The 17,502-nt window shown below is 25.7% G+C and carries 18 protein-coding genes; 3 read left to right on the plus strand and 15 right to left on the minus strand.

Annotated elements, in window-relative coordinates:
- The first annotated feature begins 145 nt into the window (after positions 1-145).
- The 3 genes from ABDZ71_RS18045 to ABDZ71_RS18055 all read left to right on the plus strand — a co-directional run bounded on the left by ABDZ71_RS18045 (position 146) and on the right by ABDZ71_RS18055 (position 1,941).
- A complete protein-coding gene (locus tag ABDZ71_RS18045; RefSeq protein WP_343763967.1) occupies positions 146-658 on the plus strand; it encodes a tryptophan transporter in 513 nt (170 codons plus the stop codon).
- A 341-nt stretch (positions 659-999) separates the two neighbouring features.
- Positions 1,000-1,443: a cell wall hydrolase gene (locus ABDZ71_RS18050; protein WP_343763968.1), complete on the plus strand. Its 444-nt coding sequence runs from the start codon at positions 1,000-1,002 to the stop codon at positions 1,441-1,443.
- A gap of 27 nt (positions 1,444-1,470) precedes the next feature.
- Positions 1,471-1,941 (plus strand): alginate lyase, encoded by a 471-nt coding sequence (locus tag ABDZ71_RS18055; protein WP_343763970.1) that lies wholly within the window; start codon positions 1,471-1,473, stop codon positions 1,939-1,941.
- 318 nt (positions 1,942-2,259) lie between these two features.
- On the opposite strand, the gene ABDZ71_RS18060 is transcribed toward ABDZ71_RS18055, so the two are convergent.
- The 15 genes from ABDZ71_RS18060 to ABDZ71_RS18130 form a co-directional block, all read right to left on the minus strand.
- The gene (locus tag ABDZ71_RS18060; protein ID WP_343763972.1) at positions 2,260-4,416 is read right to left on the minus strand and encodes a YhgE/Pip domain-containing protein; all 2,157 of its coding nucleotides are present in this window, start codon (positions 4,414-4,416) and stop codon (positions 2,260-2,262) included.
- A gap of 264 nt (positions 4,417-4,680) precedes the next feature.
- Positions 4,681-5,115 carry a type II 3-dehydroquinate dehydratase gene (gene aroQ / locus ABDZ71_RS18065; RefSeq protein ID WP_343763974.1) on the minus strand — a complete coding sequence of 145 codons (435 nt, stop codon included), beginning with the start codon at positions 5,113-5,115 and terminating at the stop codon, positions 4,681-4,683.
- 104 nt (positions 5,116-5,219) lie between these two features.
- Positions 5,220-5,714 carry a shikimate kinase gene (locus tag ABDZ71_RS18070; protein ID WP_343763976.1) on the minus strand — a complete coding sequence of 165 codons (495 nt, stop codon included), beginning with the start codon at positions 5,712-5,714 and terminating at the stop codon, positions 5,220-5,222.
- A 9-nt stretch (positions 5,715-5,723) separates the two neighbouring features.
- Positions 5,724-6,533 carry a shikimate dehydrogenase gene (gene aroE / locus ABDZ71_RS18075; protein WP_343763978.1) on the minus strand — a complete coding sequence of 270 codons (810 nt, stop codon included), beginning with the start codon at positions 6,531-6,533 and terminating at the stop codon, positions 5,724-5,726.
- 18 nt (positions 6,534-6,551) lie between these two features.
- A complete protein-coding gene (gene pheA / locus ABDZ71_RS18080; RefSeq protein ID WP_343763981.1) occupies positions 6,552-7,724 on the minus strand; it encodes a prephenate dehydratase in 1,173 nt (390 codons plus the stop codon).
- A 172-nt stretch (positions 7,725-7,896) separates the two neighbouring features.
- A complete protein-coding gene (aroC, locus tag ABDZ71_RS18085) occupies positions 7,897-8,982 on the minus strand; it encodes a chorismate synthase (protein WP_343763983.1) in 1,086 nt (361 codons plus the stop codon).
- Entirely contained in the window at positions 8,954-10,249 is a 1,296-nt protein-coding gene (gene aroA / locus ABDZ71_RS18090) for a 3-phosphoshikimate 1-carboxyvinyltransferase (RefSeq protein WP_343763986.1), read from the minus strand. Before aroA ends, aroC begins: the two co-directional genes overlap by 29 nt.
- Before the next feature lie 163 nt (positions 10,250-10,412).
- The gene (aroB, locus tag ABDZ71_RS18095) at positions 10,413-11,483 is read right to left on the minus strand and encodes a 3-dehydroquinate synthase (protein WP_343763988.1); all 1,071 of its coding nucleotides are present in this window, start codon (positions 11,481-11,483) and stop codon (positions 10,413-10,415) included.
- Positions 11,484-11,488: 5 nt separating this feature from the next.
- Positions 11,489-12,334 (minus strand): prephenate dehydrogenase, encoded by an 846-nt coding sequence (locus ABDZ71_RS18100; protein WP_343763990.1) that lies wholly within the window; start codon positions 12,332-12,334, stop codon positions 11,489-11,491.
- Between the two features lies 1 nt (position 12,335).
- Complete coding sequence (aroF, locus tag ABDZ71_RS18105; protein ID WP_343763992.1) at positions 12,336-13,352, minus strand: 3-deoxy-7-phosphoheptulonate synthase; 1,017 nt, start codon at positions 13,350-13,352, stop codon at positions 12,336-12,338.
- Between the two features lie 90 nt (positions 13,353-13,442).
- The gene (locus ABDZ71_RS18110) at positions 13,443-13,610 is read right to left on the minus strand and encodes a hypothetical protein (RefSeq protein ID WP_343763994.1); all 168 of its coding nucleotides are present in this window, start codon (positions 13,608-13,610) and stop codon (positions 13,443-13,445) included.
- Positions 13,611-13,840: 230 nt separating this feature from the next.
- Positions 13,841-14,572, minus strand: a complete 732-nt coding sequence (locus ABDZ71_RS18115; RefSeq protein WP_343763996.1) for a GntR family transcriptional regulator — start codon at positions 14,570-14,572, stop codon at positions 13,841-13,843.
- Between the two features lie 249 nt (positions 14,573-14,821).
- A complete protein-coding gene (gene pfkB, locus ABDZ71_RS18120) occupies positions 14,822-15,748 on the minus strand; it encodes a 1-phosphofructokinase (protein ID WP_343763999.1) in 927 nt (308 codons plus the stop codon).
- Positions 15,745-16,602, minus strand: a complete 858-nt coding sequence (locus ABDZ71_RS18125; RefSeq protein ID WP_343764002.1) for a tagatose bisphosphate family class II aldolase — start codon at positions 16,600-16,602, stop codon at positions 15,745-15,747. The genes pfkB and ABDZ71_RS18125 overlap by 4 nt, the downstream gene beginning before the upstream one ends.
- Before the next feature lie 67 nt (positions 16,603-16,669).
- Positions 16,670-17,422, minus strand: a complete 753-nt coding sequence (locus ABDZ71_RS18130) for a DeoR/GlpR family DNA-binding transcription regulator (protein ID WP_343764005.1) — start codon at positions 17,420-17,422, stop codon at positions 16,670-16,672.
- Positions 17,423-17,502: the final 80 nt, after the last annotated feature.

Raw genomic sequence — 17,502 nt, forward strand, 5'->3', positions numbered from 1 at the left:
ATTTTTTATTTTGTCTAAAAATATTAATTTAAGCTATATGGAGGTGATGTTATGTTATGAAATGAAGATATTGATTGGCAATGGAATAATTTTTACAATAATAGATTATTAAATTTAAAGGGTATTTTGAAAGGAGTTATTTATTATGAAATTAAAAAAATTAACAATATGTTCTCTACTTTTAGCAATAGGATTGATTCTTCATCAAATAGCACCACCAATATTTTTAGGAATGAAACCTGATTTTTCACTAGTTATGATGTTTATTGCCTTAATGGTGGTTGCTAATGATTATAAAACATCTCTAGTTGTTGGTATAGCTTCAGGGTTATTAACAGCAGCTACTACTACTTTTCCTGCAGGACAACTTCCTAATATTATAGATAAATTAGTAACTTTTCATATATTATTTTTAATAATTAAATTCACTGAAACTAAATTAAATTCTCAGGTAAGAATTGCAATAATATCTATCATTGGAACTTTAATAAGTGGTTCTGTATTTTTAGGATCAGCTCTACTTTTATTCTCACTACCTGCTCCTTTTACTGCTTTATTTGCAGGGGTAGTATTGCCTTCTACCTTAGCTAATACTGTAGCTGGAGTTATATTATATAACGCAGTATTTATGGCTTTAAAACGTTCCAAATCTTTTTAAAAAACAAAAATATAGAATATAAAAATTATATACATTTATAATTTAAAAATAAAATATATTAAAATAAATAACTAACTTAACATACATTCTAGTTATTTATTTTAACCTACTTAAATGAAAGTAAGAAGTTTTTATGATAAATAAAAAACTTCTTGCTTTTTTCTATATATCTATCATATATTCCTTACATACAATCATATCTTAATAAATATGTAAAGTAATTTCAAAAAACTTTTAACTACCTTTTATAGTAAACTATATTTTTTAATAATTATATAGTACACTTTTTAAATTATTGAATAAGTTAGTATTATGAGAACTATTAGAGGAGTGTATAAGCTATGGCTTATTCCGATAGGGAATTACTAGCTAGAATAATCAAATGTGAAGCTGGAGGAGAAGGAGAAAATGGCATGAAGGCTGTAGCTACAGTTATTGCCAATAGAATGAGAGTGCCTTATGGGGAGTATCATAGGGTAGGTCAAGGTGATGTAAGAAAAATTATATACCAACCTGGCCAATTTGATTGTGTAAGAGGAGTTATAAAAGGTATCCCTAACCCTCAAACAATATGGGCAACACCGCCAGAGGAAATTCATTATCAAATTGCAGATTGGGCTTTGTCAGGAAATAGACTTTTTACTATAGGATATTCCTTGTGGTATTTTAATCCTTTTAAACCTAAATGCGTTTATCTTTTTCCATCAAATGGAGTAGGTTCTTTTCAAGTAAGAGTAGGTGAACATTGTTTTTACAACCCTACTGAACTCTATGCTCAAACTTAGATATTAATAAATTTCAGGAGGAATTTGATGTTATATAATTTTAATCCTTGTTTTAATAATACAGAAGATGATAATATGAGCGATTCACCTAATTATGAAATGAATAGAGCAACACCTAATATGCCTAATACTTCTACACCAATGCCTTGGTGGCAACAACAACCATATGTTACTCCACCTATGAGTACACAAACTCCAATGCCTTCACAAACTGAAACTCCAACTCAGCCCCCTATGATGACTATACCACCAGCACCTATGCCACTACAACCGGAAGTACCTATTCAAAATGATATAAACTATAATCAAGGGTTTTTAAAAACTCAAATTGGTAAAAAAATCAAAGTAGAATTTTTAATAGGATCAAATATGCTTATTGATAGAGAAGGAACTTTAGTTGGAGTTGGAATAAGTTATATATTGATAGATGAAGTTGATACTAATGACTTAGTAATGGCTGATATATACTCAATTAAATTCGTAAGAATTTTTGATTAGTTAGAAATTTGAACATATAAAAAACCTATGGAATTAATTCCATAGGTTTTATATTTTATTCTATATAAAGTCCTATTAACCAATAGTTGAAAGTAACGCAATGGTCAATATACATAATGTACTAGCCGCTGTAAATCCTATTAATTTTTTCATTCTAATTACCCCCTAATAATAAATATAATACCTATTAATAGTATCTATTATTTCTGTAATTTAAATATACTACTTTTATAATAATTACGAGTTACAAATAAATAATTAATAGTTACAAAATAGTTACTTAAAATAATTTTGTAATTAAAAAAATAAAATTTAATATTAATGTTCTATAAGATTTCCTTCTCTAAGTTTATGAATAAATTTTTCTCTTATTTTATTTACATTTTCTTTAAATAAAATTCCCATTATAAAAAATAAAATAAAATATATAAGTAGTATAAGAAAATTATAATATAGTATATTCCATATTATACCACCCGATATCTCTCTTATACAAGTTATTGCATATGTAAAGGGTAAAAAAGGATTTATAGCTTGAAAAAATGCCGGTGTAACCTCTATAGGAAATGTTCCTCCAGATGCAGATATTTGAAGTACTAATAATATTATAGAAAGTGCTTTTCCTATATTGCCAAATATAGATACCAATGTATAAACTATCATAGAAAATACTATACTTATGAAAACTGAAAATAATACAAACATTAAATTATTAGTATTATATACACCTAAAAGATATATATCTCCTAAACTAACTACTAAAGATTGAAATACTGCTATAGTCATAAATGTTAAATATCTTCCTAAATAACACTGTCTATATGTAAATCTATTTTCTAAATCTTTAACATCAACGGAAATAAGAGAAACCAGTATCAAAGCACCTACCCATAGAGATAAAACAGTAAAAAAAGGTGCCATAGCAGAACCATAATTAGGTATAGGAAACATTCTATTTTCTTTTATATTTATAGGATTTGCTATAAACTCACTTTCCTTTTTAGCATTATTTTTTAATAACTCTATCATTTCATTTAACTTTTCATCATCATTTAGTTCTTTCAATTTATCACTAAGTTTATGGATATCTAATTGAATATATGGAAGTTTTTTCTTTAATGTATCCATATATTTTTTACCTTTTATAGAATCATTTTTTACATTATTTATTATTTTTTTTATTTCTGGTAAATCTTTATTTATCTCTTTTGTAATAACTAGAGTTTCATCAGCTACTTTTATTAAATTATCAGCTAATTTATTTATAGAAGGTGCAATCTTACTATCATAATTTTTTATACTTTTATCTAATAAATCATTAATTTCATCTGATTCACTATCTAATCTTTTTAATAAGTCTAAAGAAGGATTTTCACCTTTATTTATAATTTGAATAATTTTATCTATTATAGTTGTTTTGTACTTTATTTTATCTTGAATTAAAGAAATATCCCCTTTAAATTTATTTATATTATAATTATTTTCTTTTTTATTCATTGAAGTTAGTATCTTTTCTATGTCCTCTATTTTATCTACTACAAAATTAAGATTACCTTTAACTTTTATAAGCTTCTCTTTTATATTGGATTTATTATTTGTTATATAATCTATAGTCCCTGGTAAAATCTTTTTAGAAGTGCTTAATACATCTTTTATAACAATTAAATCATCCTTTATAAATGGAGATACTTTTTTAAATGTATCTTTAGATTTTTGTAAAAAAGATTTGCTTTTTACGGATATATCATTACTAATTTCTAAGACATCTTCTATTGAAGGCATATTTACATTTATTTCATCTATAAATTCTCTTAAAGTCAATGCTCCTTTTTGTACTTTATCTATAGCTTTATTTATTTCTGGAGATTTTTTATCTATGTAAAAAATTATATTCATCATGTCTTTAAGTTTTGGTTTGCTCTTTTCTATTTCTATGCCTAATTTATTAAATAAATTAAATATTATTCCATTAACAGTTTCTACAAAAGTTTTCGTAAGCTCTGCCTGAACATTAGTTATACCTTTATCTGTAATTTTAGGTGCTATAGCATTTATTTTTTCATTGACAGAATATATTAAATCTGGTTTTTCAGGGTTATCTTCTACTATTGTAAGTATCTTTTGTGAAAAATCTTCTGGAACAACTATGCTAGCATAATATCTACCATATTTAACTCCTTCTTGTGCTTCATTATAATCTACAAACTTCCAACCTATTTTTTTGTTAGTTTTTAAATTGTTAACTAATTCTTTTCCTATATCTATACTTTTTTCTTTAAATGTAGCACCTTTATCTTTATTAACTACAGCTATAGATATTCCACTAGTCTTTCCATAAGGGTCCCAAGAAGATTTTATATTAAACCATGCATATAAAGAAGGTAATATTATAAGTCCTAAAACAACTACTAAAAGTACCCAATTAGTAATTATATTTTTAATATCTAAATAATAAATTTTAAATATATTTTTCATCTATTTCAACCTTTCAAATACATAAACTATATATAAATAATCAATTTATATTAAAATCAATATTAATTATTATTTTCTTATTTATTAATTTGATGTATTATATATGAAAGTTTTACTAAAATAAAAATATATCTTTTTACTTAGATAACGAAAAATATTAAGCCTATTATATAGTACGTTTAAAATACTACATAATAGGCTTAATATTTTTTATTTAATTATATTTTTTACTATCATGCCTATAAGTTATAATAATTTAATAAATTACCTGCCCTCTTGTTCTTTCATAGCTTCCATAGCCATAACATAGGAAAATATTCCAAAGCCACAGATTTGGCCAATACAAGCCCCTGCTGTTACTGATTTTTTTCTATATTCTTCTCTTTTATGTATATTACTAATATGAACTTCTATAGCTTTCATATTAACAGCTTTTAATGCATCATAAATTGCTATACTATAATGAGTATAGGCTGCGGGATTTATTATTATTCCATCATATTTTTTATATGCAGATTGTATATATGTAACAATTTCTCCTTCTACATTACTTTGGACTATATCTAAATCAATTTCTAATTTATCTGCTTTTTTATTAAGATAACTGCACATTTCATCATAAGTCATATTTCCATATATGTTTTTTTCTCTAATACCTAACATATTTAAATTAGGTCCATTTATAAGTAAAATTTTCATATATATATCACCTCTAACAAGCATTAATATATGGTACTTTATTTTAAATTAATCTAAAAAACTTATTATTTCTATAATAAATACATAAAATATAATTTGTTATTTTATCTATTAATATTACTAATAATATTATCTATTACAGAATGTAAATCTAAATTATTATTAATAATAACATCACTATATTTTTTATAAAGTTCATATCTTTCATTATACAAATTAATTAAATTACTTTTTTTATCTTTAAGTAGCGGTCTAGAATCTGTATCTATATCATTTATTATATTTTCAAGTGGTCTATTTATAAAAAATATTTTTCCTTTTTCTTTTAACTCTTTAATATTTTCTTCTCTTTTTATTACTCCACCACCAGTAGAAATAACAATATTTTCTTTTTTGCATATCTCTTTTATAGCACTACTTTCTGCATCTCTAAAATATTCTTCTCCTTTTTTAAACAAACTAGAAATTAATTCATCTGTCATTTCTTCAATATATTTATCTACATCATAAAACTCTAAGTTAATTTTCTCTGACAATATTTTTCCTATTGAAGTCTTACCACAGCCTGGCATTCCTATTAAAACTATATTTTTTTTCATTTAAATCACCTATATAATTTCTACTAATTTATCATATATTTCATCTATTATTTCTTCATCAAACTTAATATTGTTCCATAGTTCTTGAGCTTTTATAGCCTGCCCTACTAACATATACAATCCATTAACAGAGGTATTTCCTACTTTTTTAGATTTTTTCAAAAACAACGTTTCTAAAGGATTATATATTAAATCTACACTAACTTTAAAATTTTTTAGAATATTTTCCTCTACAATTGAGTTATCTACATTAGGATACATTCCTATTGGTGTACAGTTTACTATAATTTCTGAATTGGTTACATTTTTTAAATCATTATAAGTGATAAACTCACAATTTTTAAATTTACACTGAGCTTCTTTTATATTCCTAGTTACAATTATAATCTTTTTTGAACCTTTATCTTTTAAATACTGAACTACAGCTTTAGAAGCTCCCCCACTTCCTAAAACTACTACAATTTTATCTTTAACTTCTACTTTAAATTTTTTAAGCATCATGCCAAAGCCATAATAATCTGTATTATATCCTATCATTTTGTTATTTTTTAAAACTATAGTATTTATAGCACCTATTTTTTTTGCTTCTTTAGACACTTCATCCATATAGTCCATAACTTTAATCTTATAAGGTATAGTAACATTTAAGCCTTTTATATTGAAATCTTTAACTTTATCTACTACATCTTTAATATTATTTTCACTTACTTCATATAAATTATAAATTCCATTAACATTTAATTTTTCAAATATTAGTTTATGTATTTCTGGGGATAAACTATGTCCAAGCTTTTTTCCTAATAAACCATATATATTCAAAATTATCCCTCCAAACTTCTATTCACAAACTTGATCTTTAATATATTCTCCTAATATTTTAAAATACTGGCTATTTTGCTTTATTAACTCTATTGCCTTTGAAACTTCTTTATTTTGACTATTACCTTCAAAATCTATATAGAAGAAATAAGTCCAATTTTTATCCCCTGTAGGTCTAGATTCTATTTTAAGCATATTAATATGATTTTCTGAAAAATATTTTAATGCATTATATAAGGTTCCCACTTTATGTTCTAAAGAAAACACTACACTTATTTTATTATTATTAACATCATTAATTAAATCTCTTCCTATTATAATGAATCTAGTATGATTATTTTTATTATTATTTATATTTTTTTCTAAAATTTCTAATCCATATATTTCTGAAGCTCTTTTACTAGCTATACATCCTTTACTTAAATCCTTTTGATTTTTTATATATTCTGCACTTATAGCCGTATTATAATATGGTATTAATTTAACCTCTTTATAATCCTTTAAAAATTTATTACTTTGTTGAAATGCTTGAGGATGAGAATATATTTCCTCTATATTTTTAATTTTACTTCCTTTTATTCCAAGAATATTATGTTCTACTTTTATACACTTTTCCCCTACTATATAAAAACCATACTTTCTTAATAAATCATACACATCAGATATAGCTCCAGTAGAAGAATTTTCTAAAGGAAGTATTGCATAATCTATAATTTTATTTTCCAAATTCACAAAAACATCTTCAAAAGTTTCAAAATTAAAAGTGTCTACCTCTTCTCCAAAATAATCAAGTAATGCCTGTTCACTAAAAGAACCTCTTACTCCTTGGAACCCTATTTTATTTTTTTCATTAAATATTAATCTATCTTTTTTATTTTTATAAATTTTATCTTCTTTTTCTTTAGCTAAATTTTTATTTAGTATTTTATCTCCCTGATATTTTCTACTTATACTCATTGTATTTTGGAAAAATTCCTCAGCATATAGTTTTAGATTTTTATCTTTCAATCTATTTACGTTTTTTTGTAAAACCTCTTTTTCTCTTTCCCCATTAAATATAGCAATATTATTTTCTTTTTTATATGCTCCTATATCCTTTGCAATATTCATTCTTTCTTCAAAGAGATCTATTAATTTTTTATCTATATCATCTATTTTGTTTCTTAGCTCATTTAATTTATTTTTACCCACAAAAACACCTACTTTTAATTTTTAGGCATATTAAAATAAATAGTAAGTCAAAGATGCCACGAATATCTTGTAAAATACAATGACTTAGGTTCTACTAATAGTTTCTTTATTAGTAGGTTCTAAGGAAAAAGTAGTTTGCAAAATAGACTAGCTTACTGACTTATTTATTTTTTTAATGTGCCTTACTTAAATAAAAATCTAATAATGAAATAGCCGCTACTGATTCTATTACTGGAATAGCTCTTTGGACTATACAAGGGTCATGCCTACCATTAACATTTAAAGTTACGTTTTCTTTTTTACTTATATCTATAGTTCTTTGACTTTTTGCTATAGAAGGTGTTGGTTTTATAGCACATCTAAAAATCAGTGGCATCCCATTTGTTATTCCTCCTAATATTCCTCCATTATTATTACTATAGGTTTTAACACCATCACCATCATAATAAAATTCATCATTAGATTCTGATCCAAACATTTCAGTTATGTCAAATCCTGCTCCAAATTCTACTCCTTTAACTGCTGGGACTGAAAATAATAAATGTGACATTACGCTCTCTATAGAATCAAAAAAGGGATTTCCTAATCCTACATCTAAATTAATAGCAGCACATTCTATTACTCCTCCTACAGAATTTCCTTTTTCTTTTGATTTTAAAATTATTTTTTCCATTTCATCTTTTTTATCTTTATTTATAGTAGGAATTTTTTCTTCCTTTAATCTTTTTAGTTTTTCTTCTTTTATACTACAAAAATCAAAACTATCATCTTCAATATCTTTAATTGATTTTATATGACTTCCTATAATTACACCTTTTTTTTCTAATAATTGTTTTGCTACTGCTCCTGCAAAAACTATAGGAGCTGTTATTCTTCCTGAAAAATGTCCTCCACCTCTATAATCATTGAATCCTTTATATCTAGCATTACCTGTAAAATCTGCATGACCTGGCCTCATTACATCTTTTATTTTAGAATAATCTTTTGATTTTTTATCACTATTTTTTATCATAGCACATAAAGGTGTTCCTGTAGTTTTTCCTCCAAAGTATCCACTTAATATATTAAATTCATCTTTTTCTTTTCTAGCTGTTGAAATAGGATTACTACCTGGAGCTCTTCTTTTCATTTCATATTTTATATAATCTAAATCTAAATCTAATCCACTAGGTAATCCATCTATAACTATTCCAATAGCTTCTCCATGAGATTCACCAAAAATAGATATTTTAACGTTCTTTCCCCATACTGCACTCATAAACTTTACCTCCAAGCATTTTAAAATCATCCCAAAAACTAGGATAAGATTTTTTAACTGCATCTGAATTCTTTATGAAAATACTTTTTTCACATTTTATTGATGCTATAGCAAGTGCCATAGCTATTCTATGGTCATTCCAGCTATCTACTTCTTTGCCACCTTCTAATATTTCTTTTCCTTTAATTATAAGACCATCTTCTAATTCTTCAATATCTGCACCAATTTTTTTAAGCTCTGTTGCCATAGCTTTTAGTCTATCACATTCTTTTATTCTTAATCTTTTAGCATTTACTATTTTAGTTTTTCCTTTACTTAATGCTCCTAGTACTGAAAGAACTGGAACTAAATCTGGGCATTGTGATACATCAATTTCAGTTCCCTTTGTCTCTGATTTAAAAACTTTAACTTTATCTTTTTCTATATCTATGTCTCCACCCATATCTTTTATTATTTTTAAAATAGCTTTATCCCCTTGAAGTGAATCTTTATGTATATTAGAACATGTTAAATCACCTCCAAAGAGTCCTGCTACTAAAAAAAATGCTGCTTGTGAAAAATCTCCTTCAACCTTATAATCTTTACTAGAATATTTCTGATTACCTTTTATATAGAATTCTTTATAATCTTTATTTTCTATTTTTATATTAAACCTATTAAGCATTTCAAAAGTTAAATCTACATATCCTTTAGATTCAAGAGTAGTTGTAATTATTATTTTTGAATCTTTATCTAAAAGTGGTAATGAAAATAGTAATCCAGTTATAAATTGTGAACTAACATCTCCTCTTACTTTAAAAGTTCCAGCTGTTAAAGGTCCCTTTACTTCTAAGGGAAGTTTACCCTTTGAATTTTTATACTCAATTCCTTTTTCCTCAAATATTTTATAATATACATCTAGTGGTCTTTCTACTAGTTTTCCTTTACCTTTAAATGTTACTTTATTATTTTGTGTTAGAGCTATTGGAATTAAGAATCTTATTGTAGAACCAGACTCATTACAATCAATTACATTATTTATTAACTGAAGTTTATTTCTACCTTTTATATAAATTTCTTTTTTTTCTTTTATACAATCTATATTGGCTCCTAAAGATTTCATAGCTTCACAAGTTGCTATTATATCTTTAGAAAAAATAACATTTTGAATTTTAGTTTTATCTTCACTTAAACTAGCACAAATTACAGCTCTATGACTCATACTTTTAGAAGGAGGTATTTCTATCTTACCATTTAAATTACAGGGCTCTATTTTTAAATTTTTCACAAAACTTCACCTACTTATTTTATAAATTTTAAAATTTCTTACTTTTTAGGGTTAAAATATATATAAAGTCTACTGTAAAAACACAACAAACCTCACTAGAACTTTGAAATTACTACAATATAATAGTTTTATTTAAACATATATAAATACTTTAAAATAATTATTAATCTTTAATTACATATTTTGAAGCTTCTTCTTTTTTTATTTTTTTTATAAAGCTTTCCCCTATACTTTTAATTAAAATTAGATTTATATTGTTTCCTTTTCTTTTTTTATCTAAGCTAACTGTTTCTACAATTTTGTCTATATCAACTTTTTTAGAAGCATAAGGCAAGTTGTATTTTATTAATAATTTTTTTATTTTTTCTGCTGTACCTGTGTTTGTTTCTCCTATTTTTTCTGAACTATTTGTCATCATGTACATTCCAATAGCAACTGCTTCTCCATGAGTATATAAACTATAATTAAAGTATCTTTCTATGGCATGACCTATTGTATGTCCAAAATTAAGTATCATTCTTTTTCCGGTATCTTTTTCATCATCTTCTACAAATTCTTTTTTTATACTACAACATCTATGTATTATATACTCTATATCATTATATAACTCTTCATAAGACTTATAGCCTTCAAGCTTTGAAAAAAGCTTTTCATCTTTTATACATCCATACTTTATACATTCACCTAATCCGTCATTAAATACTCTTTTATCTAAAGTTTTCAAAACTTTAGGATCTATAAATACAGCTTTAGGATGATAAAAGTTTCCTATTAAATTTTTTCCTCTTTTTAAATTAACTGCAACTTTACCACCTACACTACTGTCAATTTGAGAAAGAAGGGTAGTCGGAATCTGTATAAATGGTACCCCTCTTAAAAATGTAGCTGCAGCAAATCCGCCTATATCACCTACAACTCCACCACCAAAAGTTATTATAAGATCACTTCTTGTAAGATTAAAATCTAAAAATCCGTTATATATATCTTGAAGTACAGTAATTGATTTGCTCTTTTCTCCATTTTCTATAACAACAAACTTTATTTTAAAATTAATTTTTTCTAATATATTTTTTATTTTATCTCCATATATTCTATATACATTATCATCTGTAACTATTGCTATTTTTTCACCTTTATATATTTCTTTTATCTTATATCCAACTTTATCTAACAAACCTTTTTCAATAAAAATATTATAATTTTCATCTGGCAAATTTATACTTAGACTTTTCACCTATATCATATCCTCTCTTTATTTTCCCGACCTTTATCAAATATCTCTTTTAATTTATGGTAATCTTTTAAATCTATTAAATTTTCTATTACTTCTAATTGAGTTATAAAATCCTTTATTTGTTTTACAACATTATCTTTGTTTTCAATTAAAAGTTCTACCCATAAATCAGAATTAACATTTGAAACTCTTGTAATATCTTTAAAACTTCCACCTGAACATATATTTTCTTTATCGGCCATACTATTGTTCATAATAGAAGTAGCTATTATATGAGGAAGTTGACTTACATATGCTATCATTTCATCATGGTCTTTTACACTTGTTTCTACTATCTTTTCAAATTTCATTTCTTTAATTATTTCTTTTAATAATTTAATATTCTCTGGCTTATTTCTCATAGTAGGAGTTAAAATATAATCTGCATTTTCAAATATCTTTGCTGATGAAATATCAAATCCTTTGCTTTCTTTTCCTGCCATAGGATGGCCCCCTATAAAGTCTATATCATCACGGATTAAATTTTGAATTACTTCAACAATATTAGATTTAACTCCTGTAGCATCTGTTATTATAGAATTTTCTTTAAAATTTTTTAAATTGTCCTGTATAAATTTTACCACTAATTCAGGATATAAGCATATTATTGTAATATCAGATTTACTTAAAGGAATACTTGGATTTGTAAACCCTTTATCTATTATATTTAGCTCTTCAGCTTTTCTTAAGTTCTCTTGGTTTATATCTATAGCCCATAAATTTTTAAACCCACATTTTCTTAAAGATTTGGCAAAGGACCCTCCTATAAGTCCTAAGCCTACAATAGATATATTAAAATCTGAAAAATCCATTTTATATTTCTCTCCCAACTGCAGTTGCAATATCTTTTAAATCATTCATTAATTTATTAAATCTCTTTGGTGTTATAGATTGTGCTCCGTCACATTTAGCATTTTCCGGATCATTATGAACTTCTACTATAATTCCATCTGCTCCAACAGCAATAGCTGCTTTAGTTAATGGTTCTACCATCCACCATAATCCTGCAGCATGGCTTGGATCTACAATTACAGGTAAATGACTTAATTTTTTTATAGCTGGAATAGCACTTAAATCTAATGTATTTCTAGTATATTTTTCAAATGTACGAATTCCTCTTTCACAAAGTATTACATTTTCATTACCTTCTGACATTATATATTCAGCTGACATTAAAAGTTCTTCTATAGTAGCACTTAATCCTCTTTTTAAAAGTATTGGTTTGTTGGTCTTACCAAGCTCTTTAAGCAAATCAAAATTCTGCATGTTTCTTGCCCCAACTTGAATTACATCTACATCTTCTTGAAATTTTTCTACTAATTTAGGAGACATAATCTCTGTAACTATAGGTAATTTAGTTTCTTTTCTTGCAATCTTTAATAATTCTAATCCTTCACTTTTTAACCCTTGGAAACTATAAGGAGATGTTCTTGGTTTATAAGCTCCACCTCTTAAGAAAGATGCTCCACCAGATTTTACATTCTTAGCAATTTCTACAATTTGTTCTTCACTTTCTACAGAGCAGGGACCTGCTATAATACTTAATTTTTTTCCACCTATCTTATTTCCTAGTATATCTATAACTGAGTTTTGTGGATTTAAAATTCTATTAGCTTTTTTGAAAGGTTCTTGTACATGCATAACTTTTTCAACTCCACTCATACAAGTAATTTCTTTTTGATCTAAACTACTAGTATCCCCTATAAGACCTAATATGCGGTATTTATCACCTTTAACCTCTCTAATTTCTATATTCCCTAATTTTCTAATCTTTTTCTTAATGTTTTCTAATTCTTTTTCTGATAAATTGTTTTGTAATACTACTACCATTTTTACATCTCCTTTTTTGGGTTAATAATTTTTATAAAAAAAAAGAGCCTCTTAATGAGACTCTTTTACTTACTAAAATTTATTTTAGTATTAACCTACCAAACTGTAGGTTTTTGAATTTGTAATTTTCTCATTAGAAAAGTATTTAAATATTTTTTTGTAAGACAAAGTTCTAGCGCTAAAATAAAAGCCCCAGCTAAAATAATAATTTTTAAATTGTAATTGTCCTACATTAACTTTTCTAGCGATCAATTCCATAATTCTCCTCCAAAATATAATTTTTTATTAATATAACCTATATTACATATCATAACTATAAATTATAATATTGCTTTTTATCTATTTGAATATTTCAATTTTAAAACTATTTAAAATTTATTGTAACAGAAAAAAATCTAAAGTCAAGGAAAAATTTTTTAACATTTCTCCTTATATTTAAACACTTCTAAATATATAAAAAATATATTTATGTTCATGAATACGTTACACTAATTGGTATTATCCAGTTTAACTCTGTACTTAAATTTATCTCCTCTTGCAATACTTATAGTATATTCTATTATTTTATTTTTTTCATAAGTGTATCTTGCTATTTTTAAACTAGGACTACCTTCTTTTATTCTTAAGATTTCAGATTCATCATAATTAGTCAAAATAGGTCTGAAAAATTCTTCAGCCATATCTATTTTTAAATCATATTCTTCTCTTAAAATTTCATACAATGGTTTTCTCTCTAACTTTTCTTCACTAACTCCCTTAAATCTATTATAGGGTATATAGGTAGTTTCAAGCATCATTGGTACTTTATCTGCCAGTCTTAATCTCTTTAATTGATAAAGAGGTTCTCCTTCCATAATCTCCATTTTTTTACTCAAGCTACTAGTAGCTTTAATAATGTGAAAATCTAATATTTTAGAAGTTGGTGTTTTCCCTAATTTTTTCATTTCATCAGTAAAACTATAAAATTGAACTAAATCTTGATGTACTTCCTTATCAGCTACAAAAGTCCCTTTACCATGCATCTTATATATATATCCATCTCTTTCCAATTCACTTATAGCCTGCCTTACAGTGGATCTACTAACATCGTATTTATCACATATTTCTCTTTCTGAAAGTAATTTATCTCCTTTTTCCATGGTATTTTCAATTTTATATATTATTATGTCCATTAGCTGTAAATATAGTGGTACTCTACTGGTTTTATCAATAGTTCTCATTTTTTTCTCCTTTCCTTTAATAAAATTATACTAAAATTCTTCCTCATTATCTTATAATGTTGTTATTACCAGTTATACTTCTATTATAATTTTAGATTACCATATTTTCAATATATTATCACTATTTTATACAAATATAATAAAGAAGATATGTTATATTATACCTTCTCTACTATAAATTTAACCATTGAAATTGAAAATATATGTTCTAAAGATAATATTTACAAAATAACTCTTATAATTTAAAAATTAAATTACACTTATTTTAATATCTTTTACTATTTCATCTACTACTTCTTTTCTAACAAATCCTGTTTCTTCCTCTATTGCATTAGCTGTACCACAAGCTGCAGCTAGTGCTATTGTATCTTTTATGTTATATCCTCTTTCAAGTCCTACAGCAAATCCTCCTACAAATGAATCTCCTGATCCTACTGGATTTATTGCTTTTATCTTTGGAACTTCTACTTTATATATTTTATCTTTATATCCAACTAAAGATCCATCTTTTCCTAAAGATACTGTAACGCACTCTATTCCCATTTCTCTTAATTTCTTTATTTCTTTTATTATTTCTTTTTCATTTGAAACTTTATTTCCTGTTATCATTTCTATTTCATCTTGGTTAGGCTTTATAAAAAAGGGCTTTGCTTCTATACCTTTTAATAAAAGCTCTCCACTTGTATCTAATAAAAACTTTTTCCCTTCTTTTCTTGCTTTTTCTATTAATGTTTTATATATATCTTTTGGTACTTTTTTAGGTACACTTCCTGAAGCTGAAATTATACTGCTTTTTTTAAGAAGGTCATCGTATTTTATCAAAAATTCTTTTAACTCTTCTTCTTTTATACAAGGACCAGACTCTAATACTTCTGTTTGCTCTAAATCATCTGTTATAAAAGCTAGGCATTCTCTTGTAGAACCTTCTACCTTACTAAAATCACCTTTTATCCCCATATCTTTAAGCTTGTCTTCTATAAATTCTCCAGTTTTTCCACCTAAGAATCCTGTAGCAAGTACATCTTCTCCAAGTATAGTGGCTACATTAGCTACGTGTATTCCCTTGCCTCCTGCAGTATTTTCTACAGATCTTGCTCTTATAACTTTTCCTTTTTCTATATCTTTTATTTCATATCTTTTGTCTATTGATGCGTTTAAGTTTAATACAGTTATCATGCTCTATTCTCACTTCCACACATTTTTATTTTAGCTACTACTATTTCTTTCATCGCTTCTTTTCCTGGTGTCATATATTTTCTTGGATCATTTGCATCTGGATTTTCTTTAAAATATTCTTTTACTGCCTTTGCAAATGGTATTTTTAAATCTGTTGCTATATTTACTTTACATATTCCAAGTTCTATTGTATTTTTAACTGATTCTTCTGGTACATCAGATGCTCCGTGAAGTACTAAAGGAACTTCTACTTCTTTTCTTATTTCTTTTAATCTATCATAATCTAATTTAGGTTCACCTTTATATAGTCCATGAGCTGTTCCTATTGCTACTGCTAAAGAATCTATTCCTGTCTTTTCTACAAACTCTTTTGCTTGATCTGGGTTTGTATACATTGCATCTTTTTCATCTACTACTAAGTCATCTTCTTGTCCACCTAATTTACCAAGCTCTGCTTCAACTACTACTCCTCTTTCATGAGCATAGTCAACAACTTCTTTAACTGTTTTTATATTTTCTTCATAGGATTTTTTAGATGCATCTATCATTGCAGACGTAAATCCTTCATCTATATATTTTTTTATTTCTTCTACATCTTCAAAGTGATCTAAATGTAGCGCTATTGGAATATTGTGTTTTTTAGATGCAGCTTCAAGTATTGCTACTAAATATTCTCCTCCAGCATATTTAATTGTTCCTGGTGTTCCTGCTATTATTACTGGTGATTTCATTTCTGCAGCTGTCTCTACTACTACTCTTATTGTTTCTAAGTTATGAATATTAAAAGCTGGTACTGCATACTTTCCTTCTTGAGCTTTTTTTAATATTTCTTTTGTTGTTACTAATTTACACATTTAAATCCCACCTCTTAAAGTTTATTTATTTAATAGCACATAACTTTTTATATATTCTACATAATAACTAATTTATAACTTTAGTTATATTTTCATATGATTTTTTTACTTCTTCATCTATTTTATTGTCCGTTATTATAGCTGTAGTATCTTTTAAATTATAAAAACTATAAAAATCTTCTTTATCAATTTTACTACTATCACATATAATGTATTTTTCTAAAGCATTATCTAATATTATTCTTTGGCATACCCCTTCTTCTTCATTAGATGTAGTTACGTTATTACCATATATACCATTAACTCCTACGAAAGCCATTTTAACTCTTATCTTTTGTAAAATTTCATTAGTGAAATTCCCTACAAACACATCTGTTCTTGAACGAAATCTTCCACCGGTAAGAATAAGTTCAAAACGACTATCATTTTTTAATTTAGTAAATATAGACATTGAATTAGTTATTATTTTTGCATAGGACACGTCAATATAATCACATATATATTCATTAGTAGTTCCTGGTCCTATATAGATAATATCATTTTCATGTACTAATTCACTTGCTAACTTAGCTATATATTTTTTTTCTTCTGTATGTATCTTTCTTTTTTCATTATGTGATAACTCTTTAAAAAGAACTTCTTTTTTCTTTTTAGCACCACCATGAATTCTAATCAATAAATCTTTTTCTTCTAAAAACTTCAAATCTCTTCTTACTGTCATTTCTGTTACACCTAAAATTTTTGTAACATCAGAAATCTTTATTATATTTTCTTTTTCTATAAGATCTAATATTTTTTGAAATCTTTCATCTCTAAGCACTTCCTATACTACCTCCAATAAATTCACATCAAAAGTTTATGTTCGTTTTTGTTTGATTTTGTTGTCATTCTAACATTTTT

This window comes from Clostridium oceanicum, from assembly GCF_039521385.1.
In the GTDB taxonomy this organism is placed as follows: domain Bacteria; phylum Bacillota; class Clostridia; order Clostridiales; family Clostridiaceae; genus Clostridium_F; species Clostridium_F oceanicum.